This is a genomic window from Cryptosporangium phraense (genome assembly GCF_006912135.1).
Taxonomy (GTDB): domain Bacteria; phylum Actinomycetota; class Actinomycetes; order Mycobacteriales; family Cryptosporangiaceae; genus Cryptosporangium; species Cryptosporangium phraense.
The window spans coordinates 44,820-69,733 of the sequence record NZ_VIRS01000031.1 but is presented as its reverse complement, the minus strand read 5'-3'; the positions used below and the strand labels follow the sequence as shown (position 1 = coordinate 69,733).

21 protein-coding genes are annotated in these 24,914 nt (G+C 71.6%); 8 read left to right on the top strand and 13 right to left on the bottom strand.

Annotation, left to right across the window (positions count from 1 at the left end; translation table 11 throughout):
- Positions 1 to 44: 44 nt before the first annotated feature.
- Positions 45 to 1,130 (top strand): LOG family protein, encoded by a 1,086-nt coding sequence (locus FL583_RS32065; protein ID WP_170323974.1) that lies wholly within the window; start codon positions 45 to 47, stop codon positions 1,128 to 1,130.
- Positions 1,131 to 1,157: 27 nt separating this feature from the next.
- On the opposite strand, the gene fbaA is transcribed toward FL583_RS32065, so the two are convergent.
- Positions 1,158 to 2,186 carry a class II fructose-bisphosphate aldolase gene (gene fbaA, locus FL583_RS32060; protein WP_142708618.1) on the bottom strand — a complete coding sequence of 343 codons (1,029 nt, stop codon included), beginning with the start codon at positions 2,184 to 2,186 and terminating at the stop codon, positions 1,158 to 1,160.
- 93 nt (positions 2,187 to 2,279) lie between these two features.
- Positions 2,280 to 3,842, bottom strand: a complete 1,563-nt coding sequence (locus FL583_RS32055; RefSeq protein ID WP_142708617.1) for an MFS transporter — start codon at positions 3,840 to 3,842, stop codon at positions 2,280 to 2,282.
- Positions 3,843 to 3,936: 94 nt separating this feature from the next.
- Between FL583_RS32055 and FL583_RS32050 the strand changes: the two genes are divergently transcribed.
- The gene (locus tag FL583_RS32050) at positions 3,937 to 4,554 is read left to right on the top strand and encodes a TetR/AcrR family transcriptional regulator (RefSeq protein WP_142708616.1); all 618 of its coding nucleotides are present in this window, start codon (positions 3,937 to 3,939) and stop codon (positions 4,552 to 4,554) included.
- Positions 4,555 to 4,651: 97 nt separating this feature from the next.
- On the opposite strand, the gene FL583_RS32045 is transcribed toward FL583_RS32050, so the two are convergent.
- On the bottom strand, positions 4,652 to 6,001 hold the full coding sequence (locus FL583_RS32045) for an FAD-dependent oxidoreductase (protein WP_142708615.1): 1,350 nt from the start codon (positions 5,999 to 6,001) through the stop codon (positions 4,652 to 4,654).
- Between the two features lie 96 nt (positions 6,002 to 6,097).
- Between FL583_RS32045 and FL583_RS32040 the strand changes: the two genes are divergently transcribed.
- From FL583_RS32040 to FL583_RS40505, 3 genes are all read left to right on the top strand, one after another.
- Positions 6,098 to 6,823 carry a DedA family protein gene (locus tag FL583_RS32040; RefSeq protein ID WP_240746883.1) on the top strand — a complete coding sequence of 242 codons (726 nt, stop codon included), beginning with the start codon at positions 6,098 to 6,100 and terminating at the stop codon, positions 6,821 to 6,823.
- Between the two features lie 2,254 nt (positions 6,824 to 9,077).
- Positions 9,078 to 9,701, top strand: coding sequence for a hypothetical protein (locus FL583_RS32035; RefSeq protein ID WP_142708614.1), 624 nt, complete (start codon positions 9,078 to 9,080; stop codon positions 9,699 to 9,701).
- Positions 9,702 to 9,845: 144 nt separating this feature from the next.
- Positions 9,846 to 11,408: a flagellar basal body-associated FliL family protein gene (locus FL583_RS40505; protein WP_205752654.1), complete on the top strand. Its 1,563-nt coding sequence runs from the start codon at positions 9,846 to 9,848 to the stop codon at positions 11,406 to 11,408.
- 3 nt (positions 11,409 to 11,411) lie between these two features.
- On the opposite strand, the gene pyrE is transcribed toward FL583_RS40505, so the two are convergent.
- The 6 genes from pyrE to FL583_RS31995 all read right to left on the bottom strand — a co-directional run bounded on the left by pyrE (position 11,412) and on the right by FL583_RS31995 (position 16,581).
- Positions 11,412 to 11,945, bottom strand: coding sequence for an orotate phosphoribosyltransferase (gene pyrE, locus FL583_RS32020; protein WP_142708611.1), 534 nt, complete (start codon positions 11,943 to 11,945; stop codon positions 11,412 to 11,414).
- Between the two features lie 72 nt (positions 11,946 to 12,017).
- On the bottom strand, positions 12,018 to 13,013 hold the full coding sequence (locus FL583_RS32015; protein ID WP_142708610.1) for an NAD-dependent epimerase/dehydratase family protein: 996 nt from the start codon (positions 13,011 to 13,013) through the stop codon (positions 12,018 to 12,020).
- 44 nt (positions 13,014 to 13,057) lie between these two features.
- Positions 13,058 to 14,050, bottom strand: a complete 993-nt coding sequence (locus tag FL583_RS32010; RefSeq protein ID WP_142708609.1) for a GNAT family N-acetyltransferase — start codon at positions 14,048 to 14,050, stop codon at positions 13,058 to 13,060.
- 40 nt (positions 14,051 to 14,090) lie between these two features.
- Positions 14,091 to 14,870, bottom strand: coding sequence for an SDR family NAD(P)-dependent oxidoreductase (locus tag FL583_RS32005; RefSeq protein ID WP_142708608.1), 780 nt, complete (start codon positions 14,868 to 14,870; stop codon positions 14,091 to 14,093).
- A 58-nt stretch (positions 14,871 to 14,928) separates the two neighbouring features.
- Positions 14,929 to 15,477: a hypothetical protein gene (locus tag FL583_RS32000; protein WP_142708607.1), complete on the bottom strand. Its 549-nt coding sequence runs from the start codon at positions 15,475 to 15,477 to the stop codon at positions 14,929 to 14,931.
- 108 nt (positions 15,478 to 15,585) lie between these two features.
- On the bottom strand, positions 15,586 to 16,581 hold the full coding sequence (locus FL583_RS31995; protein WP_142708606.1) for a DUF695 domain-containing protein: 996 nt from the start codon (positions 16,579 to 16,581) through the stop codon (positions 15,586 to 15,588).
- A gap of 191 nt (positions 16,582 to 16,772) precedes the next feature.
- Here FL583_RS31995 and FL583_RS31990 point away from each other — a divergent pair, with 191 nt between their 5' ends.
- Together FL583_RS31990 and FL583_RS31985 are read left to right on the top strand one after the other, a co-directional pair.
- Entirely contained in the window at positions 16,773 to 18,125 is a 1,353-nt protein-coding gene (locus FL583_RS31990) for a hypothetical protein (RefSeq protein WP_142708605.1), read from the top strand.
- A 59-nt stretch (positions 18,126 to 18,184) separates the two neighbouring features.
- Positions 18,185 to 19,009: an aldo/keto reductase gene (locus FL583_RS31985; protein WP_142708604.1), complete on the top strand. Its 825-nt coding sequence runs from the start codon at positions 18,185 to 18,187 to the stop codon at positions 19,007 to 19,009.
- Positions 19,010 to 19,048: 39 nt separating this feature from the next.
- On the opposite strand, the gene clpB is transcribed toward FL583_RS31985, so the two are convergent.
- A complete protein-coding gene (clpB, locus tag FL583_RS31980) occupies positions 19,049 to 21,649 on the bottom strand; it encodes an ATP-dependent chaperone ClpB (RefSeq protein WP_142708603.1) in 2,601 nt (866 codons plus the stop codon).
- Between the two features lie 108 nt (positions 21,650 to 21,757).
- Here clpB and FL583_RS31975 point away from each other — a divergent pair, with 108 nt between their 5' ends.
- Positions 21,758 to 22,300, top strand: a complete 543-nt coding sequence (locus tag FL583_RS31975) for a hypothetical protein (protein WP_142708602.1) — start codon at positions 21,758 to 21,760, stop codon at positions 22,298 to 22,300.
- Here FL583_RS31975 and FL583_RS31970 read toward each other — a convergent pair.
- The 3 genes from FL583_RS31970 to FL583_RS31960 all read right to left on the bottom strand — a co-directional run bounded on the left by FL583_RS31970 (position 22,294) and on the right by FL583_RS31960 (position 24,853).
- Positions 22,294 to 22,788, bottom strand: coding sequence for a hypothetical protein (locus tag FL583_RS31970; protein ID WP_142708601.1), 495 nt, complete (start codon positions 22,786 to 22,788; stop codon positions 22,294 to 22,296). The genes FL583_RS31975 and FL583_RS31970 overlap by 7 nt on opposite strands.
- A gap of 31 nt (positions 22,789 to 22,819) precedes the next feature.
- Positions 22,820 to 23,254: a MarR family winged helix-turn-helix transcriptional regulator gene (locus tag FL583_RS31965; RefSeq protein WP_142708600.1), complete on the bottom strand. Its 435-nt coding sequence runs from the start codon at positions 23,252 to 23,254 to the stop codon at positions 22,820 to 22,822.
- 81 nt (positions 23,255 to 23,335) lie between these two features.
- The gene (locus tag FL583_RS31960) at positions 23,336 to 24,853 is read right to left on the bottom strand and encodes an SDR family oxidoreductase (RefSeq protein ID WP_142708599.1); all 1,518 of its coding nucleotides are present in this window, start codon (positions 24,851 to 24,853) and stop codon (positions 23,336 to 23,338) included.
- Between the last annotated feature and the right edge of the window lie 61 nt (positions 24,854 to 24,914).

Sequence of the window (24,914 nt, the reverse complement as noted above, 5' to 3'; positions counted from 1 at the left end):
GGAAACTCGGGGTGGCCAGTTGCGTGCGTCGGCAGGATGGCCTGGTGGACTCGACTCCGGACGAACTAGAGAGCCTGGCCGAACTGCGCATCTGGCTGGACAAACGCACCCTGGCCGGGCTCGCGGTGCAGGGTCTCGACCTCACCGCGGTCCCGTTCGACGGCGTGGACGTGAGCGACGCGCTGTTCCTCGGGTGCCGGCTCGACCGCGCCACGGCGGCCGATCTGGTGGCCCGGGGCGCGTCGGTCGTGCCCGAGTTGGCGCCCTCGCCCTACCCGACGCACCCCTCGGCTCTGTACACAGCCGAGCAGCTGACCCGCGGGTTCGAAACGGGCGGCTTCGCCGGGATGTACGACTCGGTGGTGTACCGGCACTTCGTGGAACACGGCGGGGCGCTGCCGCCGTTGCGGGAAGCGCTGGGCCAGCGGCTGCACGACCACGGCATCGACAACGCGCTGGGCGACGCGCTGGCGCAGTGGACGTCGGGGCCGATCATCGGGGTGATGGGCGGCCACGCCGAGCCGCGCGGGTCATCGGCCTACCGGGCGGCGGCCTCGCTGGGGCGGGCGCTGACCGCGGCCGGCGCGCTGGTGCTGACCGGCGGCGGTCCGGGCGTGATGGAGGCCGCGAACCTCGGGGCCTACGTGCCCGACCTCGCGGTGATCGACGACCTGGCGCGTGTGCCGTCGTTCACCGACCACGACCCGTTCACCGCGTCGGCGCTGGCGGTCCGGGCCCGGTATCCGAACGCCGACCCCTGGGCCGGCGGGCTGTCGATCCCGACCTGGCTGTACGGGCACGAGCCGGCCAACCTGTTCGCCGGGCAGATCGCCAAGTACTTCTCGAACGCGATCCGGGAAGACACGATCCTGCGCGCCTGCCGCGGAGGCATCGTCTTCGCGCCCGGACGGGCCGGCACCGTGCAGGAGGTGTTCCAGGCCGCGACGAAGTCGTTCTACGGCAGCGACGGGCAGTCCGGCCCGATGATCTTCCTGGGCCGGCGCTACTGGACCGAGGTGCTGCCGGTGGAGGCGCTCCTGCGCCCGCTGATGGCCGACGCGCCGGTGGAGCCGCCGCCGATCGCGCTGACCGACGACATCGACGAGGCGGTGGCGCTGCTGGTCGGCTAGGGGCCGCAGCCCCTAGCCGACCACGAACTACTTCGCGGTGCCTGCGGCCCGCAGCGACTGGCAGGCCTCGACGACCCGCGCGGCCATTCCGGCCTCGGCCGACTTGCCCCACGCCCGCGGGTCGTAGGTCTTCTTGTTGCCGACCTCGCCGTCGATCTTCAGCACGCCGTCGTAGTTCTTCAGCATGTGGTCGGCGACCGGACGCGTGAACGCGTACTGCGTGTCGGTGTCGACGTTCATCTTCACGACGCCGTAGTCGAGCGCCTCGTGGATCTCCTCCAGGAGCGAGCCCGATCCACCGTGGAACACCAGGTCGAACGGCTTCGCGTCGGCGGCCAACCCGAGCTTGGACGCCGCCACCTCCTGGCCGCGCTTGAGCACGTCGGGGCGCAGCTTCACGTTGCCCGGCTTGTAGACGCCGTGCACGTTGCCGAACGTCGCGGCCAGCAGGTAGCGGCCCTTCTCGCCGGAGCCGAGCGCGTCGATCGTGTGCAGGAAGTCGCCCTCGGCGGTGTACAGCTTCTCGTTGATCTCGTGTGCGACGCCGTCTTCCTCGCCGCCGACGACGCCGATCTCGATTTCCAGGATGATCTTCGCTTTGACGGCCTCGGCCAGCAACTCCTGGGCGAGCTTCAGGTTCTCGTCCAGGTCGATCGCCGAACCGTCCCACATGTGCGACTGGAACAGCGGGTTCTCACCGGCCGCGACCCGGTCCTGGCTGATCTTGAGAAGCGGCCGGACGAACCCGTCGAGCTTGTCCTTCGGGCAGTGGTCGGTGTGCAGCGCGATGTTGATCGAGTACTTCTTGGCGACCTCGTGCGCGAACGCGGCGAGCGCGACCGAGCCGGTCACCATGTCCTTCACGGTCGGGCCGGAGAGGTACTCGGCACCACCCGTCGAGACCTGGATGATGCCGTCGCTCTCCGCCTCCGCGAAGCCGCGGATGGCCGCGTTCAGGGTCTGGGAGGAGGACACGTTGATGGCCGGGTAGGCGAAGGAACCGGCCTTCGCCTTGTCCAGCATCTCGGCGTACACCTCGGGGGTGGCGATAGGCATCAGTGCGCTCCTCAGATCGCTTGCTCTCTGACCCGCAGTATCCCTTGCTCCGGGTACGCGTCGCAGCCGCCCAGCGCCGCAAAGCGGTAAGGATCACGCCATCTCGGGCACTTCGTCGCGCGTCGCGTCCGCTTCACGTGAAACGTCGGCGTGCGACGGCGGCTCGGCAGGCACCCGGACCAGCACCAGAGCGGCCACCCCCACCACCGCGGTGGCGATCGCGCCGATCAGCATCAGCCGGTCGAGGCCGGCCGCTCCGGCGGCCCGGGCCGCGTCGGCGACGATCTCCTGCAGCGGAGCGGGCACGGCCCGGGCGATCTGGGCCCCGGCTCCCGATCCGGCGGCATCGGCCAGCTTGTCCACCGGCAGCCCGGACCCGTGCAGCTGCGAGGTGAGCTCGTCGCCGACCCGGGCCTGGAACACGACGCCCCAGATCGCGACGCCCGCCGCCACCCCGAGCTGCCGCAGCGTGTTGACCACGCCGGTGGCCATCCCGGCCCGGGTCGGCTCGACCGCGGCCAGCGACACCGACGACACGACCGCCCCGGACACCCCCATCCCGATCCCGGCGACGACGAACCCGGGGATCAGCACGGTCCAGGCCGAGTCGCCGTCGAGCTGCGTCATCAGCGCCATGCCGAGCGCCGCGACCAGCACGCTGCCGCCGACCAGGATCCGCGGCGAGACCCGGTGCACGAGCTGCGCCGCGATCGGCGCCGCGACGAACGATGCGACGGTCAGCGGCAGGAACCGCAGGCCGGCCTCGAACGGCGTGTACCCGAGCGTGTTGAGGAAATACAGCGACAGGTACGTCGTGGCCCCGACCAGCGCGGCCGAGATGACGAACACCGACAGCGAGACCCCGCTGAAGGTCGGCGACCGGAACAGGCTCAGGTCCATCATCGGCTGCGCCGCCGTTGCCTGCCGCACGAGAAAACCACCAATGAGGACGCCTGCGGCGACGAAGAGCCCGACGATCAGCGCCGAGCCCCAGCCCTCCTCGTGGCCCCGGATCAGGCCCAGGAGCAGCGCGAACAACCCACCGGTGAGCAGCGCGGTACCGGGCCAGTCGGCCTTGCGCGGGTTCTCCGGACGCGATTCGGCGAGCCGGAGCGCGGTGACCACCAGGGCCGCGATCCCGATCGGGACGTTGATCAGGAAGATCCACCGCCAGCCCGGCCCGTCGACCAGCGCACCCCCGACCAGCGGGCCCACCGCGGTCGCGCCGGTGAGCGTCGCTCCGAACACCCCGATCGCCCCGGCCCGGCGCTTCGGCTCCGGGAACGCGGCCCCGAGGAGCGGCAGCGCGGTGCCGAACAGCAGCGCCGCCCCCACGCCCTGCAGGCCGCGGAACGCGTCCAGAGAAAGGGCCGACCAGGCGAGGGCGCAGGCCAGCGAGCCGAGCGTGAAGAGCGCGAGGCCGGCGGCGAAGATCCGGCGGCGGCCGATGCGGTCGCCGAGCGTCGCGGCGGTGAGGAGCAGGCCGGCGAGCGGGAGCGTGTAGGCGTCGACCACCCACTGGAGCTCGCTCAGGCTGGCGTCGAAGTCGTGCTGGAGGTCGCCGAGGGCGACCGCGACGACGGTCAGGTCCAGCAACAGCATGAACACGGCGGCACAGACGACGAGCAGCGTCCAGCCGGGATGCCTGGGTTTCATCGGGGTGGTCTCCCTGTCGGTGTACGGCTGTAGCCCTACAGTCGTAGGTGTACGCGCGTAGCCCCATAACCGTCAAGGGGGTATCCTCGCCGTTATGACGGCTGAGGCGCAGCGGAAGGTGACCCGGAGGCGTCCAGCCCGACGCGGTGAAGGCGATCGGCTGCGCGACGAGATCGTGCTGGCCGCCTGCGCGCTGCTGAACGAGTCCGGCGACCCGGGCACGCTGTCGCTGCGGGCCGTCGCCCGGAAGACCGGCGTCGCGACGACATCGATCTATCTGCACTTCGAGGACCTGACGTCGCTGGTCCGAGCGGTCAAGTCACGCTGGCTCGACATGCTGGCCGACGAGGTGGAGGCGGCGGCCTCCGAGGCCGGCGACGACCCGCGCAAACGCGTCCGGGCGATCGCTCACGCGTACGTGGACGCGGCGATGCGCGAGCCCGCGCGCTACCGGGTGCTGTTCACCGCCGAGCTGACCCCGCCCGCGCCGGGCGTGCCCTACCTGGGGGTGCAGGCCTACAACTCGGTGCTCGCGCGGGTCCGGCAGGCTGTGCCCGAGGCCGAGGCCGACATGATCACGCTGCAGTTCTGGTGCGGCCTGCACGGCCTGGTGACGCTGCGCCAGGCCCGGCCGAAGTTCCCCTGGCCCGACCTGGAGGGCCAGGTCGACGACCTGGTGACGCGGCTGATCGACTCAGCCACGCACGGCTGAGCGGCTCAGGCGCGCAGGGCTGAGCGGCTCAGGCGCGCAGGGCTGAGCGGCTCAGGCGCGCAAGACTGAGCGGCTCAGGCGCGCAAGACTGAGCGGCTCAGGCGCGCAGGGCGTCGGAAACGGCCCGGGCGGCGACCAGCACCGGGTCCCAGACCGGCGAGAACGGCGGCGCGTAGCCGAGGTCGAGCCCGGTCATCTCCTCCACCGTCATCTGGTTCCAGATCGCGACCGCGAGGACGTCGATGCGCTTGGCGCCGCCGGCCCCGCCGACGATCTGGCCGCCGAGCAGGCGTCCGGTGCTCTTCTCGGCCAGGAGCTTCACGGTGACCTTGGCCGCGTCCGGGTAGTAGCCGGCGACCGTGTGGGACTCGATCGTCGCGGTCGCGTACGCGAACCCGGCCGCCTCGGCCTCCTTCTCCTGCAGGCCGGTGCGGGCGATCTCCAGGTCGCAGATCTTGCTCACCGCGGTGCCGACGACGCCCGGGAACGATGCGTACCCGCCGCCGATGTTGATGCCGGCCACCCGGCCCTGCTTGTTGGCGTGCGTCCCGAGCGGGATCGCGGCCGGCCGCCCGGTGACCCGGTGCAGCACCTCGACGCAGTCACCTGCGGCCCAGAACCCCTCGTGCCCGGGCAGCCGCATGCGCCGGTCGGTGACGATGCCCCCGGTCGGGCCGATCGGCAGGCCGGCGTCCGCGGCCAGCTGCGAGTTCGGCGTCGTGCCCAGCCCGAGCACGACGACGTCGGCGTCGAACGTGCCGTCGTCGGTCGTGACGGCCCTGGCCCAGCCGTCCCTGGTCTCGATGCCCTTCACCGTGACCCCGGTGCGGACGTCGACGCCGTAGTCGCGGAGCGCCTGGGCGACCAGCGCGCCCATGTCCGGGTCGAGCGTGTGCATCGGCTGGTCACCGCGCTCGAGGAGCGTCACCTGGAGGTCGTGACGGATCAGCGCCTCGGCCATCTCGACGCCGATGTACCCGCCACCGATGACGACCGCCCGCTTCGCTTTCGTGTGCCGGATCGAGGCGCTGACCGCCTCGCCGTCGTCGAGCGTCTGGACGCCGTGCACGCCGTTCGCGTCGATGCCGGGCCAGTCCGGACGCTTGGGCTTCCCGCCGGTCGCGATCATCAGCTGGTCGAACTCGTGGGTGCTGTCGTCGTCGACCGTGACCGTCCGGTTCCGGACGTCGATGCTCGTCACGGTCCGGCCGATCCGGACGTCGATGTGGCGGTCGCGGTGCTGCTCGGCGGTGCGGGCGATGAGGTCGTCCTGCTGGTCGACGAGCCCGCCGATCCAGTACGGGATGCCGCAGGCGGAGTACGAGGTGTGTGCGCTCTTCTCGAACGCGAGAATCTCCAGGTCGCGATGATCGCGACGCTTCCTGGCCTGGCTGGCCGCGCTCATACCGGCCGCGTCGGCCCCGATGACGATCAGGCGTTCTCCCACGCTCGTCACGCTAACGCGTGTTGCGCAATCTGAACGGTAGGTGGCGCTCAGCCGGGGCTCAGGGGGTGCTTAGGGAAGTCACGGTAGCCTCGGGCCGTGCAGGTATCCCAGACGATTTCCGCCGCCAACGAGCTGCTCGCCGCGAACCCGATCGATCCGCAGTATCTGCTGACGACGTTCGGCCTGTTCGGCGTCTGGGCGATCCTGTTCGCCGAGACCGGTCTGCTGGTGGGCTTCTTCCTCCCCGGTGACTCGCTGCTCTTCCTGGCCGGCATCGCCACGTCGGCGACCGGCGCGAAGATCGTCGGCGCGCCGCTGAGCCTCACCGGGATGCTGATCGGGGGCCCGGTCTTCGCGGTGCTGGGTGCGCAGTTCGGGCACTTCCTCGGCTCCCGGTACGGCCGGAAGCTGTTCGACCGGCCGAACACCCGCATCTTCAAGGGCATCTACGTCGAGAAGGCCGAGGCCGCGTTCGAGAAGTTCGGCCCGGCCAAGGCCGTCGTCTTCGCGCGGTTCATTCCGATCGTGCGCACGTTCCTGAACCCGGTCGCCGGGATGCTCGGGATGCCGGCCAAGCAGTTCTTCATGTGGAACGTCGTCGGCGCGATTCTCTGGACCGACGGCATCGTGCTGCTGGGCTACTTCCTGGGCGACGTCGTCGACGAGAATTTCCCGATCGACAAGTACCTGGTGCCCGGTATCGCCGTCATCATTTTCCTGTCGATTCTTCCGGTGCTGATCGAGATGATTCGTAATCGTCGGCACAAGAAGAAGTCCGGCGACGCCGAGCCGACGTCGGACGAGGCCCCGCTGACCCACTGACGGCTGTCGGATACTCGACCGGGGGCGGCCGGACACCGGACCGGGCTGGCTCCGCGCTGCTAGTCTCCAGCCAGCTCAGCCGGGCCATCGGCGTAGGAGAAGGCACATGACGACGTCGGCGGGCGATCTCGGTCCGTTCACCGGTCTGCGCCTGATCCATGCCACGCCCACCGTCGAGCTGTTCACTGGCTTCGAGCGCAACGGCCGGCGTCCGGTGGTGCTGATCGCACTCACGGAAACCGCTGGGCGCGACCCGAACTGGTCGGCCGAGTTCACCGATGCGGTGGCGAAGGATGCCACGACGCTGGGTCCGTTGGACGTCCCGGTGCACGTCAGTGATTTATACGGACGCCGGCCGTGGGCCGCTTCACGCATCATGCCCGGGCGACGGGGTGCGGAGCGCATTCTGTCGGCGCTGCCCGGGGCGGTGCCCGAGGGGACGGACCCGAGCGCGCTACTCGTGACCCAACGCCAGCCCGTGCCCCAGCCGCACCAGGGGCCGCCATTGCCGCGGCCGCCGGCCCCGGCCGCGCCGCCCCAGCCCGGCCCGCCCCAGCCCGGCCCGCAGGGGCTAGCGGGGCTGCCGCCTCAGGCTGGCCCGCAGGGGCCCGTTTCACAGGGGCTTGGTTCACAGGGCGGGCAGCCCGGGACCTCGGCCGACGCGCCCCAGCACGGCGCACAGGGCGCACCGCACCCGGCCGGCCAGCAAGGGCTTGGTTCGCAAGGGCTTGGTTCGCAAGGGCTTGGTTCGCAAGGTGGGCAGCCCGGCGCGTCGCAGCACGGTGGCCCGCAGGGGCTTCCTTTGCCGGGAGCGCAGGCCGGAGCGGCGGGGCACCCGGCGGCCGGTAACCAGCTCAGCGCCCAGCCGGGCGGGCCGCAGCAGCCCGGGATCCCCGGGGGCCCGCCGTACGGCGGGAACCAGACCTCGGCGCTGCCGGGCGTGCAGTACCCGAACACCCAGGCGGGCGGGCCGCCGAATCCCCAGGCGGGCGGGGCGCCGGGTGCGCAGCCGGGCGGGCCGCAGCCGGGCGGGGCGCAGCCGGGCGGAGCGCCGGGTGCGCAGCCGGGCGGAGCGCGGCCGCAGGGCGGGCTGCCGCACCCCAGCGCGGCCGGCACCCAGACCGAGCCGTCGTTCAGCGCTGCCCCCCAACAGGGTCATCCGCAATCAGGCCCGGCCCAGCCCGGCCTGGGGGGCGGTGCCGCGGACCACTCTTCGGCAGGCGCTCTGTCGTCGGCGCCCGGGGCGGTCCAGGCCGCACAGCCGGGGCCCGGCAACACCCTGGCACCGCAGGCCGAGCCGGCCCGCCCGGCGGTCAACATCTCCTCGGTGCCGACCGGACCGATACCCCTGACCGGATCACCGGCCCACCTCGCCGGCACCGGCCGGAACGAACCGATCACGTCCGCGGCCGGAGGTTCACCGATCGTCGCGGGCGGTGGCCCGCACGCACCGGGGTCGCCGGTCCAGGCACCGGGCTCCCCGATCCAGGCACCGGGCTCGCCGATCCAGGTGCCCCTGGGCAGCCCGGGCGGCCGAGGCACCCCCGGCGGCCCGGTCGGCGACAGCGGCCCGCGCGCCGAGGGAGCCCCGAAACTCGGCCCCCTCCCGCCGGGAGCCCGCCACCCCACCGTTCCCATCCCCCACCCGGGCTCAGCTCCCCCGCTCACCGGCCCTCCCGGCACGCCGGGCGGCTCGGTCCCCCAAGCTGCCCTGGGCACCCCCACTGCCCCCAGCACCCTCGGATCCGCCCCAACCACGCCCGGCGCCTTCACGACCCCAAGTCCACCCGGCGCCCCCGCTGGCCCCACCGCCCCCGGCCTCGCCGGAACCCCCAGCGGCCCAGGCGCCCCCGGCCTCCTCGGAACCCCCAGCGGCCCGGCCGCGCCCGGCGGGCCCGGCACCCCCAGCGGAGCGGCCGCGTCCGGCGCACCCGGCCTACCCGCCACCCCCGGCGCCCCAGGAATTCCGGGCGCCCCCGGAGGTCTAGGCGGATTCGGCGGTCCCGGCGCGCCAGGCGGGCCCGGCGGATCTGCTGCCCCCGGCGGCCCCGGCGCCCCTGGCGGACCCAGCAGCGGGCACGGCGCCCCCAACGGCCCGGTTCCCGCGGGGCACAGCGGGCCGCCCGGCCCCGCAGCAGCCATCGCCAGCGGCACGGGCGCCTTCGCGCTCCCCCAAGGCCTCCCACCGCAACCACAGCACCGCTCCCGCACCGGGCTCGTCCTCGGGCTCGCGGCGCTCGCCGTCGTCCTCGTCGTGGTGTGCGCGATCGGCGGACTCTTCCTGGTCAGCGGCAACGACAAAGAGCAGGCCAGCAACGCCACGGCGCCGGCCGCCAACCCACCGGCCGCCCCGACGGCCGCGCCGACCCCGGGCTCCACCGCGGACGTCCCCACGTTCAAGAAGATGCTGCCGGTCATCGTCACCGGCGCGGTCTTCGACCAGGGCGAACAAGTCTCGGTGATCGCCGAGCCGGGGTGGCCGTTCGCGTTCCGGGTCCCGACCGGCTGGCGCTGTACCCCGGCCCAGATCATCGACGGCGACGCCAGCGCCGGCCTCGAGTGCCGCCCGCCCGGCGAGTCGAACACGCTGGTGCAGGTCGGGCTGCGGGCCTGCGACCGGCCCTGCGACCCCACGACCCAGGACCTCATGAACCGTGACATCGCCCCCGCCCCGCTGACCGAGGGCGACGCGAGCACGAGCTACGCCGAGGTGGCCGACGGTCGCGACAACCGCTACGGCCTGCTCGTGAGCCACTTCTTCGGACCCCAGCCCGGCGAGCAGCCGACCTGGCAGGTCGTCGTTCGGGCGCGCAGCCCGCACACCGATCGGGCGGCCGTCCAAAAGGTGGCAAACGACATCCGGACGCAAACTCCCTAGCCACTCCACGCTGTTACCGGCGGGACTCGGCGGACGCCTGGGGAGCGACGTGCGTGTAGCCTCGGCCGGGTTGACCCGTGTCTCCGGGCCGAACGCCGGACCTGGGTACGGGCCACGCCCCGAGGCGAGTGGAGCGAGAACCCGATGACCCAACCCGGCGACGAGTTAGGCGCGTTCACCCAAGTCAGACTGGTGCATCACGCTGCGGTGGCCGACCTGTTCAGTGGCCTCGACCAGAGCGGACGTCCGGTCGTCATGGTCGCGCTGACACCCGAGGCTGGCGCCGACACCGCCTGGCGCAGCGCGTTCGCGGACCTCGTCAACCGGGACCGCTCGTCGGTCAACCCGGCCGATCCGCAGTTCGTCGCCGCGCACGCGGGCGAGATGCAGGGGCCGCGGCCGTGGGTGGCCAGCCGGTTCGAGCCGGGACGCCGGGGCGTCGAGCGGATCATGAACGTGATCCCGCAGGCGGTGCCGCCGGGTGTCGACCCGACCGCCATGGTGGGTTCCGCCCTCTTCGCCGCCGGAACCCCTGCCCCGCCGCAGCCCGCACCTCCCCAGGCCGCCCCGCCCCCCGCCGCCCCGCCCCCCGCCGCGCCTCCCCAGCCCCAGCCCTCCCCTTGGGCACCCCCGGGCCCGTACCAGCAGCAATACCCCGCCCAACAGCCCGAAGCGCCCTACCCGGGCCACATCCAGTACCCCGGCCAACCCCCATACCCGGGCCCCCCAGCCCCGGTACCCACTCAACCCGGCCCCCCGCCCGCCGAACAGTTCTCCCCGCCGATGTCAGCCCCACCGATGTCAGCCCCACCGATGTCGAGCCCTCCCGCCCAGAACTCCGCACCCCCGTACGCCCAACCCCAATTCGCCAACGCCACCCCGCACTACGACCCCCAGGTCCCGAGCAGCCCGGCCGGCGGCTACGCCCCCGCCGCCCACGCCGCCCCCGCCGCGGTCGGCGCACCCGAGAAAAGCCGCAGCGGCATCCTCATCATCGGCCTCATCACGGCCGTCACCGCGCTGGTCATCGTCGCCGCCGGCTTCGCCGTCGTCTTCATCAACAGCGGCAACGACGACAAGCCGAACACCGCCGCCCCGAAGCCGTCGGCTCCGGCCGAGAGCCGGCTCCCGGCCCAGACCGCGGCCCCGAGCCCGACCCCATCCCGCTCGCCCCTCCCGAGCACCACGCCGACGATCCGCAGCGACGTCCGGACCGTCAGCGTCGTCGGGCCGACCTGGCAGAACGAGGACAAGATCCAGCTGATGGACCTGGCCGGCTGGCCGTTCGCGTTCCGTCTGCCCGAGGGCTGGAGCTGCCTCCGCGGCAGCATCGACGCGCTCCCCGACGCCCAGGCCTGGGGCTGCGTCAAGACCGACGGCGAGAAGCACCAGCAGAAGTTCAACATCATGCTCCGGCGCTGCCCGACCGGCTGCACCGCGACCGAGCAGCAGACGATGAACGAGGCCTGGTTCGACGACGACGAAGAGCCGAACCTCAAGAAGGCCGACGCGACCACGACCTACGTCGAGATCCCCAAGAACAAGGACGGGTTCTACGCGGTCGACTTCAGCCACTTCTTCGCCGACAAGCCCGGCGGCGCGCTGACCTACCAGGTCGGCGTCTGGTTCCAATCGCCGGACAAGTACAAGGAAGAAATGCAGAAGTCGCTCAACGACGTCCGCACCCAGGCCCCGCAGCCGAACTGACCGCTAGAGCCCCAGCTCGGCAGGCGAGTAAGCCGCCCGATACGACAGGCCGGCGGCCTCGACCGCCGGCCCGGCCCCGCGATCCACGACGACCGCCACGCCCACGACGTCGGCCCCCGCCTCGCGGAGCGCGTCGACCGCGGCCAGCACGCTCCCGCCCGTCGTCGACGTGTCCTCGACCGCGAGGACACGTCGACCGGCCACGTCCGGACCCTCGATCCGGCGCTGCAACCCGTGCGCCTTCCCCTCCTTGCGGACGACGAACGCGTCGAGTTTGCGGCCGCGCGCCGCCGCCGCGTGCAGCATCGCGGTCGCCACGGGGTCGGCCCCCAGCGTCAAGCCACCGACCGCGTCGTAGGACCAGTCGGCCGTCGCGTCGAGCAGAACACCGCCGATCAGCGGGGCCGCCGCGTGGTGCAGCGTCACCCGGCGCAGGTCCACGTAGTAGTCGGCCTCCCGGCCGCTGCTCAGGATCACCTTGCCGTGCACCACTGCGAGGTCACGGATCAACTGCAGGAGTTCGTCTCGATCGGCCACACCACTCAGCCTAGGCCGACCGCCCCCACCCGCGTCAGCCCGCCGACGGCGCCCACCCGCGCCCACCGTGCGTCAGCCCGCGACCGTAGCCAGGATCTCCTGCTCCCGCTCCGCCGTCAGCCGCTGCTCCTGCTCACTCGGACGCTCCCCCGCCTCCGGCGCGGGCAGCCCGTGCTCACGCACCCACTCCCAGACGTCGGCCAACGACGACGCCAGTGGACGGATCGTCAGCCCGGTGTCGTAAGCACCGTCCACCGGCATGTCCCAGGCGTGCCCGGACAACGGCGCCGGCATCCACAGCGGCATCTCCGTCCACGACTCCACCGAGGCGTCCAGCAGCACCTGGTCGGGCACCCAGGTGAACCGGGCGTCCGACCCGGTCACCTCCCGGGCCGTCTCCAGCAGCGACCCGAACGTCTGCGTGCCGGCCCGGGAGTTCACCACGAACACCCCCGGCGGGGCCGACAGCATCCAGGCCGCCATGTCCCGCGAGTCGATCAGCGCCAACGGCTGATCCGGACGCCCCGGCGCCAGCACGTCGCCCCCGCGTGCGACGCGCTGCACCCACCACGACACCCGGGCGATGTTGTCCTGCGGCCCGAAGATCAGCCCGGACCGGTTGATCGTCGCGGCCCCCGGAAACGCGTCGAGGATCACCCGCTCGCACCCGGACTTCAGGTACCCGTAGTCGCCGTCGTCCGGCCCGGCGTCGACCGGGCAGTCGTGCACCCGCGACGACGACGTCAGCGGCTCGTCCGGCCAGTCCGGGTACACGTTCACCGTCGACACGAACACGTACCGCCCGACCCGCCCGGCCAGCGCCTCGGCGCCCAGCGCCACGAACCGCGGCACGTACCCCGACGTGTCGACGCACACGTCCCACGTGTCGTCGCCCAACGCGGCCAGGCCGGCCGACGTGTTCCGGTCACCGCTCCGCGCGTCCACCTCGGGCGGCGGCGCCCCGGTCCGCCCCCGGGTCAGCGTCGTGACGTCCCAACCGGCATCGAGGGCGGTCCGCACCACCGCACTGCCCAACAGCTTCGTCCCACCGAGCACGAGTAATCGCATGCCTCCACCCTGGTAGCCGGAACGACCGGAGCCGACCGCTTCCCCTACGAGCGAAAACTCTTCTCCCAGTCGGTCCCCTCCCCGGCGACCCGGTAGCCCAGCGCCGAATTGATCGCGATCATCGCCGCGTTCAGGTCCCCGTTCCACGACGACACGACCCGCGTACCCGGCCACGCCGACCCGAGCTGCCGCAGGTTCGCGACTTTCACCAGCAGGCCCAGCCGGTGCCCGCGGTGCTTCCGCGCCACCACGGTCCCCAGCTGCTTGACGTGCTCCCGCTCGCCGGGCGGCCGCACGAACCAGGTGACCGCGACCAGCTCCCCGCTGGCCGTCTCCACAACCCCGGCACAGAGCCGGGACCGCCCGGCCGCGATCATCCGGTCCTCGTAGGCCCGGACGCGCGCCCCGTCCCAGGCCTCGACGGCCTGCCGGGTCGCCGGGTCGTCGGCCGCGATCTCCTCGTTCAGCGCGGCCCGGAACTCCAGGAGCTCCGACGGGCACCGCTCGGCCCAGGTCACCACCCGGTACCCGGACGGCACCCCGGGGTCCAGCGCGTCGAGCCGCGTCAACGCCTCGGGCACGTCGAGCAGCCGGAACACCGAGACCGCCCCGGCCCGGTAGCCGTGCTCAGCCGCGAACGCGTCGCCCGGGACGGCCGACCCCGCCGGCCGCATCGTGTCGCCGATCAGCGCCGTGCACCCGGCCTCCGCCGACCAGTCTTCGAGCGCGCCCAGCAGCGCCGATCCGACCCCGCGCCGACGCGCGTCGGGCCGGACCACCACGGTCAGGTACGCGAGGTCCGGGTTGTCGCACGTCAGCTCGGCCCGCGCCGACCCCACCGGTTCGGAGCCGTCGAGCGCGATCAGGTGATGCCACCGGTCGTACGGATCGCCGGGCCGCGGCAGATCGCTCCGGGCCTCCTCGAACGAAGTGGCCGGCAACGACGGAGCGTCCGCGAGATGCGCCCGGACCCGCACCGAGAACCACTGCCGAAAAGCCGCCTCGTCCGTCACGTCGACCGCGTCCACCGTCAGCATCCCGCCACGGTCGGCCAGTCCCGCTACGCGGGCAACGCAATTACCTTCCGACGGTCCGGGCAGCCCGTCCGATCAGCCTGAGGAAGACGGGCCGAGGCGCGTAGCGCACGATCCCGCCCAAGACCTTGTAGCGGACGCTCGACACGCTGGTCGGTCGTCCCCGGCGCAGATCGGCGAGCGCATCTCGCACGACGTCGTCGGCGTCCAGCCACAGCACGTCGGGGATGTTCTCGGTCGGGATCGCCGCCCGCGAGTGGAACTCCGTCCGCACGAACCCCGGGCACACCGCGCTCACCCGCACACCGTGCTGCCGCAGCGTCAAGTGCACGGACTCGCTGAACGTGATCACCCAGGCCTTGGTGGCCGAGTACGTCGAGCCCGGCGCGGTCACGCCGAACCCGGCCACCGAGGCGACGTTCAGCACGTCGCCGTGCCCCCGCGTCACCATGCCCGGCACCGCCGCGTGCGTGAGCCGCATGACTGCCCGGACGTTGAGCGCGAGCATCCGCTCCTCGTCCTCGATCGGGTTCTCCAGGAACGCGTCGCGCAGGCCGATGCCCGCGTTGTTCACCAGCAGCTCGACCGGCCGCGAGGCGTCCGCCAAACGCTTTTCGACGAGCTCACACCCGTCGACCGAAGCCAGATCGGCCGGCAGGACCTCGACGTCGACCGAGAAGCGGTCGCGCAGGTCGGACGCGGTGGCGGACAGCCGCTCGGCGTCGCGAGCCACGAGCACGAGATCGCGCCGCTCGGCGGCGAGCGCGCGGGCGAAGGCCGCGCCCAGCCCGGCGGTGGCCCCGGTGACCAGTGCAGTAGTCATGACCCCCCTCATGGGAACGGGGCCGGCAGGAACTTCCTGCCGACCCCGCGGACGAACCTCAGTAGCCGGCGGCCGGCTTACGGAAGTACGCGTTCGACGCCGGGAGCGCCAGCAGAACGATGATCGCGACGAAGCCCGCCAGTTCGAGGAACGTCACGAGGTAGCTGTACGCGAGGTACCCGCCGGGCAGGTACTTCGAGATGACCGCGAGCGAGAACGCGGTCGACACGCCGACGCAGCACAGCGCGAGGCCGGACACGACCCAGGCGATGATCCGGGCGACGTTGGCCCCGCGCAGCACGCCGAGCGCCAGACCGATGAACGCGGCCGCGAAGATCAGCCCGAACACGATCCCGAAGACCTGGCTCGCGGTGCCGTTGGTGCTCGAGCTGGTCAGGTTCTGGTCGTCCAGGTACTTGTCGGTCGCCTCTTTGATGGTGTCCTGCGCGAGCAGCGAGACCACCGCCCCGAGCAGCAGTAACACCGCCTCGCCGACCAGGACGTAGGCGGCCATCGTGACGGTCGCCGGTCGAGGTCCGCGGGGGGCCTGCCCGGGGAGTGGCGGGGGCGGGCCGGCCGCACCCGGCGGGGGCGGGTTGTATGTCATGCGGGTCCTTTCAGTGCCGTACAGAGAAGTTGAGGTCCCCTACCCTGCCGTAACAGCGCTGATTCCTTAAGAGACATCTGTGAAGAACAGGCCGTCAATTTCCCGACATCAATACAAACCGCGCACGGCTTCCCAGCCGGGGTCCGGACGCCACTCCTGGGTCACCTGGATGGTCTGCTGACCGGCCCAGGTCGCGACCTGGTCCGGCACCACGCCGTTGCTGTCCGCGTACAGGTGCAACGTGCGGACGCCGGCCATCGTGACGACGGCGACCAGCACCGCGGAGTCCCCGAGCCGCCCCAGCAACCCGTTCTGGACGCCGTCCAGCGCCGCTTCCTCGGCCGAACCGGGTTCGAACGGCATCCGGACCCGGCCATGCAGGTCGTAGAGCGGGTAGTCGAGGCGGGCGAACGGCACCCGGACCCGCACGGTGACCGGCCGGTCCCGGTCGTCGAACCCGTCGACCGTCACCCATTCGCCGAACTTGTAATGCGTGGCCAGCTCGGCGACCGCGGCCCGCAGCTCCTCGACGTCGTTCGGCTGGTCTTCTCCGGTGACCTTGACCTCGCCCAGCCAGCGCTCGACGTCGTCCTCGCCCAGGGCCCAGTCGAGCAGCAGGAACGACGCCTGCAGCCGGACCGCCTCGTCCAAGCGGGGAAAGTCGGGGTGCCAGACCGCGACGTGCACCCGGGCGCGGTCGAGGTCGATCTCGTACCCGAACCGGGCCGAGCCCGGCTGAAAGGGACGGCCGCCGAGCTGCACCGAGCCGGTGTAGGCGGTCGGGTCGGGCTGACGGGAGGCGTAGTACTCCCAGTCGGCGTCCGGCCCGGGGCCGGCGCGCAGCCACCGCTCGGTCACCGGACGCAGCGCGGGCGACCCCTCCGGGCTGACCACCAGCGCGTGCTTGGCCGACCGGCCGGACGTCAGCTCCCAGGCGAGCTCGGGGTGGATGGCGCGCACACGTCCGGTGAGGTCGCGGTGCAGCTTGCCGAGGTCGTCCCGGTCGAGGCCGGCGCCCACCTGATCGCGGGTGCGGGCCCACCAGGTCCAGAACGCGGCGATGCTGTCACGCGGGTCACGTGAGCGACGTTCGAACAGCGCCATGACAGCAGTTTGCCAACCCGCGCCAGCGGTCGCCCCGGCGGTCCGCCCGGGAGGGCCGATCGACGATCGGTTACTCCTATTTCCGGCTGGTTTCGGGGTCAGCAGGGCGACAGACCGGTCCGGCCACGGATCATGGGAGATCAGCGGGTCCGTAAGCTGGAGTTCCGGACGATCGGGGGAGGAGTCTCGGTTTGCGGTACCGGGTAGCTGCCCTGCTGGCTCTTGCGCTGGTCGTGACTGGATGCAGCCCGATCGACGGCAAGATGGTCAGCTACGACTCGGTGGCGAATCACGTCCGAATTGCGGCGTCGAACCTCGAGCAGGCCAACGGCGTCCGGATCAACGGGACGGTGCAGGACGGCCGCGGCGAGGAGATCGCCGTCGACGTCCGGCTCAACGGCGCCGGTGAAGGCGCGGGGAAGATCCGGCGGAACGGGATCGCGGCCCAGACCCTGGTCGTGGACTCGACCACCTACGTGAAGGCCCCGGCGGCCTGGTGGGCGCCGGACAACCGGGCCGACACCTACGACGACGTCTGGGTCGCGGTGTCCGCGACCACGATCGGGTTCGACCCGGCCGCGAAGCTCAAGCCCGAGGCACTGGGGAAGCTCGTCGACGACGCGTTCGGCTCGCTGCAGATCGAGGGCATGCCGCCGGTGACCGAGGTCGACAAGGTGCAGGTGCGCAAGGTCGAGGCGACCGCCGGGACGCTCTGGGTGACGGCCGAGAAGCCGTACCAGGTGGTGCGCACCGAGGGCAGCCTGCTCGGCCCGCGCACCGCGGTGAACTTCGTGATCACGCCGCCCGGGCCCACCGCGCAGATCGCGCGGGACGTCGCGCTCGGGCTGCCCGCGCTGCGGACCGGCAGCTACGACGCGTACACGACCCTGCAGTTCGAGGGCGCGCTGCGCCACACCTGCGACGCCCAGGGCTGCACGGTGACCGGCCGGGTCCGCAACCCGTCGGACGAGGAGCCGGTCACCGCGGTGCTCGACGGCCGGGTCACCGGCAACCGCACCGTGCTGGGCCGCTGCCGGTCCGGGCGTGCCGAGGTGCCCGCGTCGGCCGCGGCCGACGTCAGCTGCCGGGTGACGACGCCGGCCTGGCGGAAGTTCTACGCGTCGGCGACCGCGCCCGGCGCCCCCATGTCGACGACGAAGTACCAGGTGACGGCCAGCGCGAGCGCGATCGCCCGTGCTCCGCTGGCCACCGAGTGCCTCCGCGACGGGAAGGGCTGCGCCACGAACGACCTGGACGACGGCGACGTGATGGACACGTTCGACCGCAGCGCCCAGGCCTGGTACGAGCGGACGCCGGCCGACTCCGAGCTGGCCGACTGGCGCCGGATGATCGAGGTGACGGCGGCCGGCCCCGACCGCGTGCCGTGGGCGACCGACGGCCAGCCGACCGTCGCGTACCTGGGGACGCAGGGCGGCCGCCCGTTCGTCGCGCAGTTCGACCGGCAGGACGGGAAGCTGGTCGCCGCCTACGGCCCCGACCCCGCCGAAGCAACCGCCCTCCGCCAGGCGATCACCGGCCCCTAGGTTTCTCGTCCGGGCTCGTGGGTGATCCTTGATCGGTACTGATCAGAGGAAGGACCCACATGGGCAACGTGCCTAACCTGACCTTGAACAACGGGGTCCAGATCCCTCAGCTCGGCTTCGGGGTGTGGCAGGTCTCGTCGGACGAGATCGTCGACGCGCTCCGGGTCGCACTGGAGACGGGCTACCGGCACGTCGACACGGCCGCCGCGTACGGCAACGAGCAGGGCGTCGGCCAGGCGATCCGGGACTCCGGCGTCCCGCGCGAAGACATCTTCATCACGACGAAGCTGGCGAACCCCGACCACGCCCGGGCCCGGGAAGCGTTCGAGACCAGCCTGCAGAACCTCGGCGTCGACCACGTCGACCTGTACCTGATCCACTGGCCGCGGCCGGACCGCGGTGACCTGTACGTCGAGGCCTGGCGGGAGCTGGAGAAGGTCCTGGCCGAAGGCCGGGCGCGCGCGATCGGCGTGTCGAACTTCCACCAGGCGCAGCTGTTCAACCTGCTGGAGAAGACCGACGTCACCCCGGCGGTGAACCAGATCGAGCTGCACCCCGGCTTCAACCAGGACGAGCTGCGCGCGTTCAACGCGGAGCACGGCATCCTGACCGAGGCCTGGAGCCCGATCGGCCAGGGCCAGGGCCTGCTCGAGGAGCCGGCGCTGGCGAAGATCGCCGACGAGGTCGGCCGCACCCCGGCCCAGACCGTGCTGCGCTGGCACGTCCAGCTCGGCAACATCGTGTTCCCGAAGTCCGTGACCCCGTCGCGGATCAAGGAGAACTTCGAGGTCTTCGACTTCGAGCTGACCGACGCCCAGATGGACGCGATCAGCGCACTGCCCGGCCACCGCATCGGCGGGAACCCGGAGAAGGACTTCTTCTAGTCGCCCAAGGGGCGCCCCGGCCGGGGCGCCCCTTGAAAATCACAGCTGAATGATCGGCTCCGAACTCACGACCAACGAGTCCCGCTCGGCGTCGACGTCCACGTAGACCGTGTCACCGTCGACCACCTCACCCGCGAGCAGCGCCCGCGCCAGCTGGTCGCCGATCGCCGACTGCACCAGCCGGCGCAGCGGCCGCGCGCCGTAGACCGGGTCGAACCCGCCGATCGCCAGCCACTCCCGGGCCGCGTCGGTGACCTGCAGCGTCAGCCGCCGGTCGGCCAGGCGCGAACCCAGCCGGTCGAGCTGGATGTCGACGATCCGGGTGAGCTCCTCGGTGCCGAGCGCGTGGAACACGACCACGTCGTCGAGCCGGTTGAGGAACTCGGGCTTGAACCGCGCCCGCACGACCTCCATGACCGCCTCGCGCCGGCCCTTGTCGTCCAGCGCCGGGTCGGTGATGGCCTGCGAGCCCAGGTTCGACGTCAGCACGAGGATCGTGTTCCGGAAGTCGACCGTGCGGCCCTGTCCGTCGGTCAGCCGACCGTCGTCCAGCACCTGCAGGAGGATGTCGAAGACGTCCGGATGGGCCTTCTCGACCTCGTCGAGGAGGACGACCGTGTACGGACGCCGCCGGATCGCCTCGGTGAGCTGACCGCCCTCCTCGTAGCCGACGTAGCCCGGAGGGGCACCGACGAGCCGGGCCACCGAGTGCTTCTCGGCGTACTCGCTCATGTCGATGCGCACCATCGCGCGCTCGTCGTCGAACAGGAACTCGGCCAGCGCCTTGGCCAGCTCGGTCTTACCGACCCCGGTGGGGCCCAGGAACAGGAACGACCCGGTCGGACGGTCGGGGTCGGCCACGCCGGAACGAGCCCGGCGCACCGCGTCCGAGACCGCGGAGACGGCCTCCTTCTGCCCGATCAGCCGGCGGCCGAGCTCGTCCTCCATCCGGAGCAGCTTGGCGGTCTCGCCCTCGAGCAGCCGCCCGGCCGGGATGCCGGTCCACTGCGCGACGACGTCGGCGATGTCGTCCGGGCCGACCTCCTCCTTGACCATCGGAGTGGTGGCCTCGGCCGTGCTCGACGCCTCGGCCAGCTCCTTCTCCAGCGCCGGGATCTGCCCGTAGAGCAGCTCGGACGCCCGGCCGAGGTCACCCTCGCGCTGGGCCCGCTCGGCCTGCCCGCGGACGTCGTCGAGCTGCTGCTTGAGCTCACCGACCCGGTTCAGACCGGCCTTCTCCTGCTCCCAGCGGGCGTTGAGCTCGGAGAGCTCCTCCTGCCGGTCGGCCAGATCCTGCCGGATCCGCTTCAGACGCTCGACCGAGGCCGCGTCGGACTCCTTCTCGAGCGCGAGCTCCTCCATGTGCAGACGGTCGACCGCGCGCTGCTTCTCGTCGATCTCGACGGGACGGGAGTCGATCTCCATCCGCAACCGGGACGCCGACTCGTCGACCAGGTCGATCGCCTTGTCGGGCAGGAAGCGGGACGTGATGTACCGGTCGGACAGCGCGGCCGCGGCGACCAGGGCGGCGTCGGTGATGCGCACGCGGTGGTGCGCCTCGTACCGCTCGCGCAGGCCACGCAGGATGCCGATCGTGTCTTCCACGCTCGGCTCGCCCACCAGCACCTGCTGGAAGCGACGCTCGAGCGCCGGGTCCTTCTCGATGCGCTCGCGGTACTCGTCGAGCGTGGTGGCGCCGACCATGCGGAGCTCGCCGCGGGCCAGCATCGGCTTGAGCATGTTGCCTGCGTCCATCGACGAGTCGCCGGACGCACCGGCGCCCACGACCGTGTGCAGCTCGTCGATGAACGTGACGATCTGCCCGTCGGAGCTCTTGATCTCCTCGAGGACGCTCTTCAGCCGCTCCTCGAACTCGCCGCGGTACTTGGCGCCCGCGACCATCGCGCCCAGGTCGAGCGAGATGAGCCGCTTGTTGCGCAGCGACTCGGGGACGTCACCGGCCACGATGCGCTGGGCCAGGCCCTCGACGACCGCGGTCTTACCGACGCCCGGCTCACCGATGAGCACCGGGTTGTTCTTGGTGCGGCGGGACAGCACCTGCACGACCCGGCGGATCTCCGAGTTACGGCCGATGACCGGGTCGATCTTGCCCTCGCGGGCGCGGGCGGTGAGGTCGATGCCGTACTTCTCGAGAGCCTTGTAGGTGCCCTCGGGGTCGGGGGACGTCACCCGCTGGTTGCCTCCGCGGACCGCGGTGAATGCGCTGACCAGCGCGTCTTCCCCGGCGCCGACGCTGCGGAGCCAGTCGCTGACCTCGCCACCGGCCTTGGCCAGGCCGGCCAGCAGGTGTTCGGTGGACACGTACTCGTCGCCCAGCGGCTTCGCGATGCGCTCGGCCGCCTCGATGGCGTTCAGGGCCGCCCGCGCGATCTGCGGCTGGGCGACGCTGGCGCCGGACGCGCTCGGCATGCGCTTGAGCGCGGTGGTGGCCCGGGTTCGCAGGTTCTCCGGGCTCGCGCCCACCGCACGCAGCAGGGCGGGCGCCGTAGAACCGTCGACGTCGAGCAACGAGATCAACAGGTGGGCGGGCTCCATCGTCGCGTGCCCGGCCTCGGACGCCGCGGACAGAGCAGTGGCCAGCACCTCGCGGCTCTTGGTGGTAAGGGTCTCAGCGTTCATATCGGGCTGCGTGGCTCCCGTCGGACGAAGGTCTTAGTCGATTCGAAGAACGGCAACAAACTTGAGTGTATTCCACTCAACTTTGCCAGAGCACGGCAAGATGTCGGCATGGCCTACCCGGTCGACTCCCGTCAACTCCGCCCCCGCCGCGTCTGGTACGTCGTCGCGGTGCTCATCGCCGTACTCTTCACCGCGGTCGGCGTCGGGGCGTTCGCCCTGGGCGTCGTGTCGGCGGTCAAGTCGATCCCCGACTTCACCCGCACGGCGCAGAGCGGGGAGATCGACCTCCAACCCGGCGTCTACGGCATCTTCGTCCCCGAGGGCTCGTCCACGTCCTGCAGCTACGGCGACGGCATCACCGCCACCACCCCGGGCGGGACGTTCACGTTCACCCGCGACGGCAGCAGCTGGACCTGGGCCTCGACGATCACGGTCGAGAAGGCGGGCACCTACTCGATCAAGTGTGACGCGGGCCGGTACGCGCTCGGCGGGAAGCCCGAGCTCGGGATGTTCGCCGGGAGCGTGGCCGGCGGCATCGCTGCGCTGGCCGGGCTGCCCTGCCTCGGCATCACGATCGGCGGCATCATCGCGCTGGTCGTCGGGCTGCGCCGGTCGTCGCACAAGAAGCGCCTGCAGGCCTACCGCTACTGACCGCCCCAGCCGGGGAGCAGCGGCGGAAGGTCGTCGTAGGGCTGGGCCGGCTGCCGGGGGCCGGGCTTCTGCCCGTCGTCCTTGGGCCAGCGCAGGCCGTGCTGGTCGGGCAGCGCACCCCAGCCCCAGTAGGGCGTCGGGAGCTCGGGGACCCCGCCGAGGCGGGTCTTCCGCGGGTCGAACGGACGCTCGATCACCGTGCAGAGGTGGGCCCAGCTCCCGTCGAACACGTAGGCGAACTGGTCGTCCTGGTTCAGCTCGCCCATCTTGGTGAGCTCGGTGTCCTCCACCCGGACGCCGTCGGCCAGCACGAACTGGGCCGGCTTGGGGAGATCCCAGCGCGCCAGCGCCTGGTCGACGGCCGCTCCGAACTCGGCGAACGAGTGCGAGCGGGCCACCGCGAACAGCCGTCCGGGCCGTGGCCACAGCGGGCTGTCCGCACCGGCGATCACCTCGACCTGGATCGCCAGCCAATTTCTGCGTCGCATAACCCCACTATCCCCGCCCGATAACGGAGTATCACCCGGCGTTCGTCCGGTTGAAAAGCTCGAGCAACCTACCGAACTCGGCGACGTCCTTCTCGTCCCACAGCTCCAGCAGGCGCCGGATCTCCTGCTTGCGATCGTTGCTGACGCCGGTCAGCCGGTCGTGGCCGGTCGGCGTGATCGCGACCAGGTGCGCCCGGCCGTCCGAGGGATCTGGGGTGCGCTCGACGAGTCCCCAGTCGATCAGCCGGCTCAGCTGGCGGCTCACCGTCGACTTGTCCAGCGCGAACCGCTCGCCGATCGTCGACGCGCGGAGCGGTCCGTCCGTGTCGAGCAGCCGCAGCGTCGCGTACGCGCTGAGCTCCAGACCGGTGTGAACCGTCGACGCGCTCGTCACCATCAACGTCCGGTATTGCCGGATGAGGAGGGAGAGCTCCCGTTCGACCCGGTCATGGTCCTGCTCGCTCACCGGCGCTCCTCCGTCGGCCACAGTATTCCGAGCAGGGTACTTGGCTGTACCTACTTAGTGACGCCGCAGCTCAGCCCATTCTCAACGAATTGGAGATTGCAGCGGCAACCCGGTGGCCGTGACCATGGGTTCACCGGTCTCCGCCCGCTCGGCCGCCCTAGTGATATTACGGACCATTCCTCCGAAAACGATGCCATGGAACGGCACGATCGCGATCCAATATGCGTGGCCGGCCAGTCCGCGGGGCAGGAAGACGGCCCGCTGCCTATAGCGTGCGCCGACCGGATCGGGCGCCACGGTCAGCTCCAGCCAGGCCCGGCCGGGCACCCGCATCTCCGCCCGCAGCCGCAGCAGGTGGCCGGGCTCGATCTCCTCGACCCGCCACCAGTCCAGCGCCTCGCCGACGTAGATCTGGTCCCGATCCCGGCGTCCGCGGCGCAGGCCGGCCCCGCCGATCACCCGGTCCATCCAGCCGCGCACCGACCAGGCCAGCGGGAACGAGTACCAGCCGTTCTCTCCGCCGATGCCCTCGATCACTCGCCAGAGCGTCTGCGGGTGCGCCTTGGTGACGCGCTCCCGGACGTCGACATAGGCGCTGCCACCGGACCACTCCGGGTCGCTGGGCAGCGGGTCGCTCGGCGCACCCGGCGTCGAGGCCCAGGACCAGGTCGTCTCGACCGCATCGTCGCGGATGCGACGCAGCGCGAGCTCGACCGCGTGGTCGTAGGGGGTCAGCCCCTCGGGCAGGTCGGGGACGTACTCGGCGATGTCGTGCTCGTGGCAGACGACCTCGTGGATCAACGACTGCACGAGCGGGATCGCGATCGCCCGCGGAACCGGCGTCACCACGTTCACCCACTGCGCCGAGAGCGTCGGCGACAGCACCCCGACCGGCACGATGAACCGCCGCGGCAGCCCGGCGACCCGGGCGTAGCGCTGCATCATGTCCCGGTAGGTCAGGACGTCGGGGCCACCGATGTCGAACGCCCGGTTGACCGTGCTGTCGATCTCGGCCGACTCGACCAGGTAGCGCAGCACGTCCCGGACCGCGATCGGCTGGATCCGGTTGCGCACCCACCGGGGCGTCACCATCGCCGGAAGGCGTTCGGTGAGGTAGCGGAGCATCTCGAACGAGGCCGACCCCGACCCGATGATGACCGCCGCGTTCAACACGACGGTGGGGACCGACGAGTCGAGAAAGATCTGCCCGACCTCGGTCCGGGACCGCAGGTGGGGCGAGAGGTCTCGGGCGGACACCCCTTCGGGGGTCAATCCGCCCAGATAAACGATCCTTTGGACGTTCTGGTGCGCGGCGGCGTCGGCGACGGTTTCCGCCGCCCGGCGGTCGAGGTCGTCGAAGCCTTTGGTGCCGAGGCTGTGGACGAGGTAGTAGAGGACGTCGATGCCCTGGGCCGCGTTCTGGACGGACTCCGGGTCGGTGACGTCGCCCTGGACGATCTCGATGTGCTTGGCCCAGGGAACGTCGCGGAGTTTCGAGGGCGTCCGGACCAGGCAGCGGACGGTGTGTCCCTGCTCGAGCAGCCTGGGCACCAAACGTCCGCCGATGTAGCCGGTAGCGCCCGTCACGAGTATGCGCATAGCTCGATCCTCGCGCCGTTTGTCCAAGTCTGCATCTCGGGCCGGACATGAAAGGCTGGTA

Bases quoted from the DNA above. Each gene is read 5' to 3' on its own strand.
- fbaA (WP_142708618.1), bottom strand. From the start codon at position 2,186: ATGCCTATCGCCACCCCCGAGGTGTACGCCGAGATGCTGGACAAGGCG.
- FL583_RS32055 (WP_142708617.1), bottom strand. From the start codon at position 3,842: ATGAAACCCAGGCATCCCGGCTGGACGCTGCTCGTCGTCTGTGCCGCC.
- FL583_RS32050 (WP_142708616.1), top strand. From the start codon at position 3,937: ATGACGGCTGAGGCGCAGCGGAAGGTGACCCGGAGGCGTCCAGCCCGA.
- FL583_RS40505 (WP_205752654.1), top strand. From the start codon at position 9,846: ATGACCCAACCCGGCGACGAGTTAGGCGCGTTCACCCAAGTCAGACTG.
- FL583_RS32015 (WP_142708610.1), bottom strand. From the start codon at position 13,013: ATGCGATTACTCGTGCTCGGTGGGACGAAGCTGTTGGGCAGTGCGGTG.
- FL583_RS32010 (WP_142708609.1), bottom strand. From the start codon at position 14,050: ATGCTGACGGTGGACGCGGTCGACGTGACGGACGAGGCGGCTTTTCGG.
- FL583_RS32005 (WP_142708608.1), bottom strand. From the start codon at position 14,870: ATGACTACTGCACTGGTCACCGGGGCCACCGCCGGGCTGGGCGCGGCC.
- FL583_RS32000 (WP_142708607.1), bottom strand. From the start codon at position 15,477: ATGACATACAACCCGCCCCCGCCGGGTGCGGCCGGCCCGCCCCCGCCA.
- FL583_RS31995 (WP_142708606.1), bottom strand. From the start codon at position 16,581: ATGGCGCTGTTCGAACGTCGCTCACGTGACCCGCGTGACAGCATCGCC.
- FL583_RS31985 (WP_142708604.1), top strand. From the start codon at position 18,185: ATGGGCAACGTGCCTAACCTGACCTTGAACAACGGGGTCCAGATCCCT.
- clpB (WP_142708603.1), bottom strand. From the start codon at position 21,649: ATGAACGCTGAGACCCTTACCACCAAGAGCCGCGAGGTGCTGGCCACT.
- FL583_RS31975 (WP_142708602.1), top strand. From the start codon at position 21,758: ATGGCCTACCCGGTCGACTCCCGTCAACTCCGCCCCCGCCGCGTCTGG.
- FL583_RS31970 (WP_142708601.1), bottom strand. From the start codon at position 22,788: ATGCGACGCAGAAATTGGCTGGCGATCCAGGTCGAGGTGATCGCCGGT.
- FL583_RS31960 (WP_142708599.1), bottom strand. From the start codon at position 24,853: ATGCGCATACTCGTGACGGGCGCTACCGGCTACATCGGCGGACGTTTG.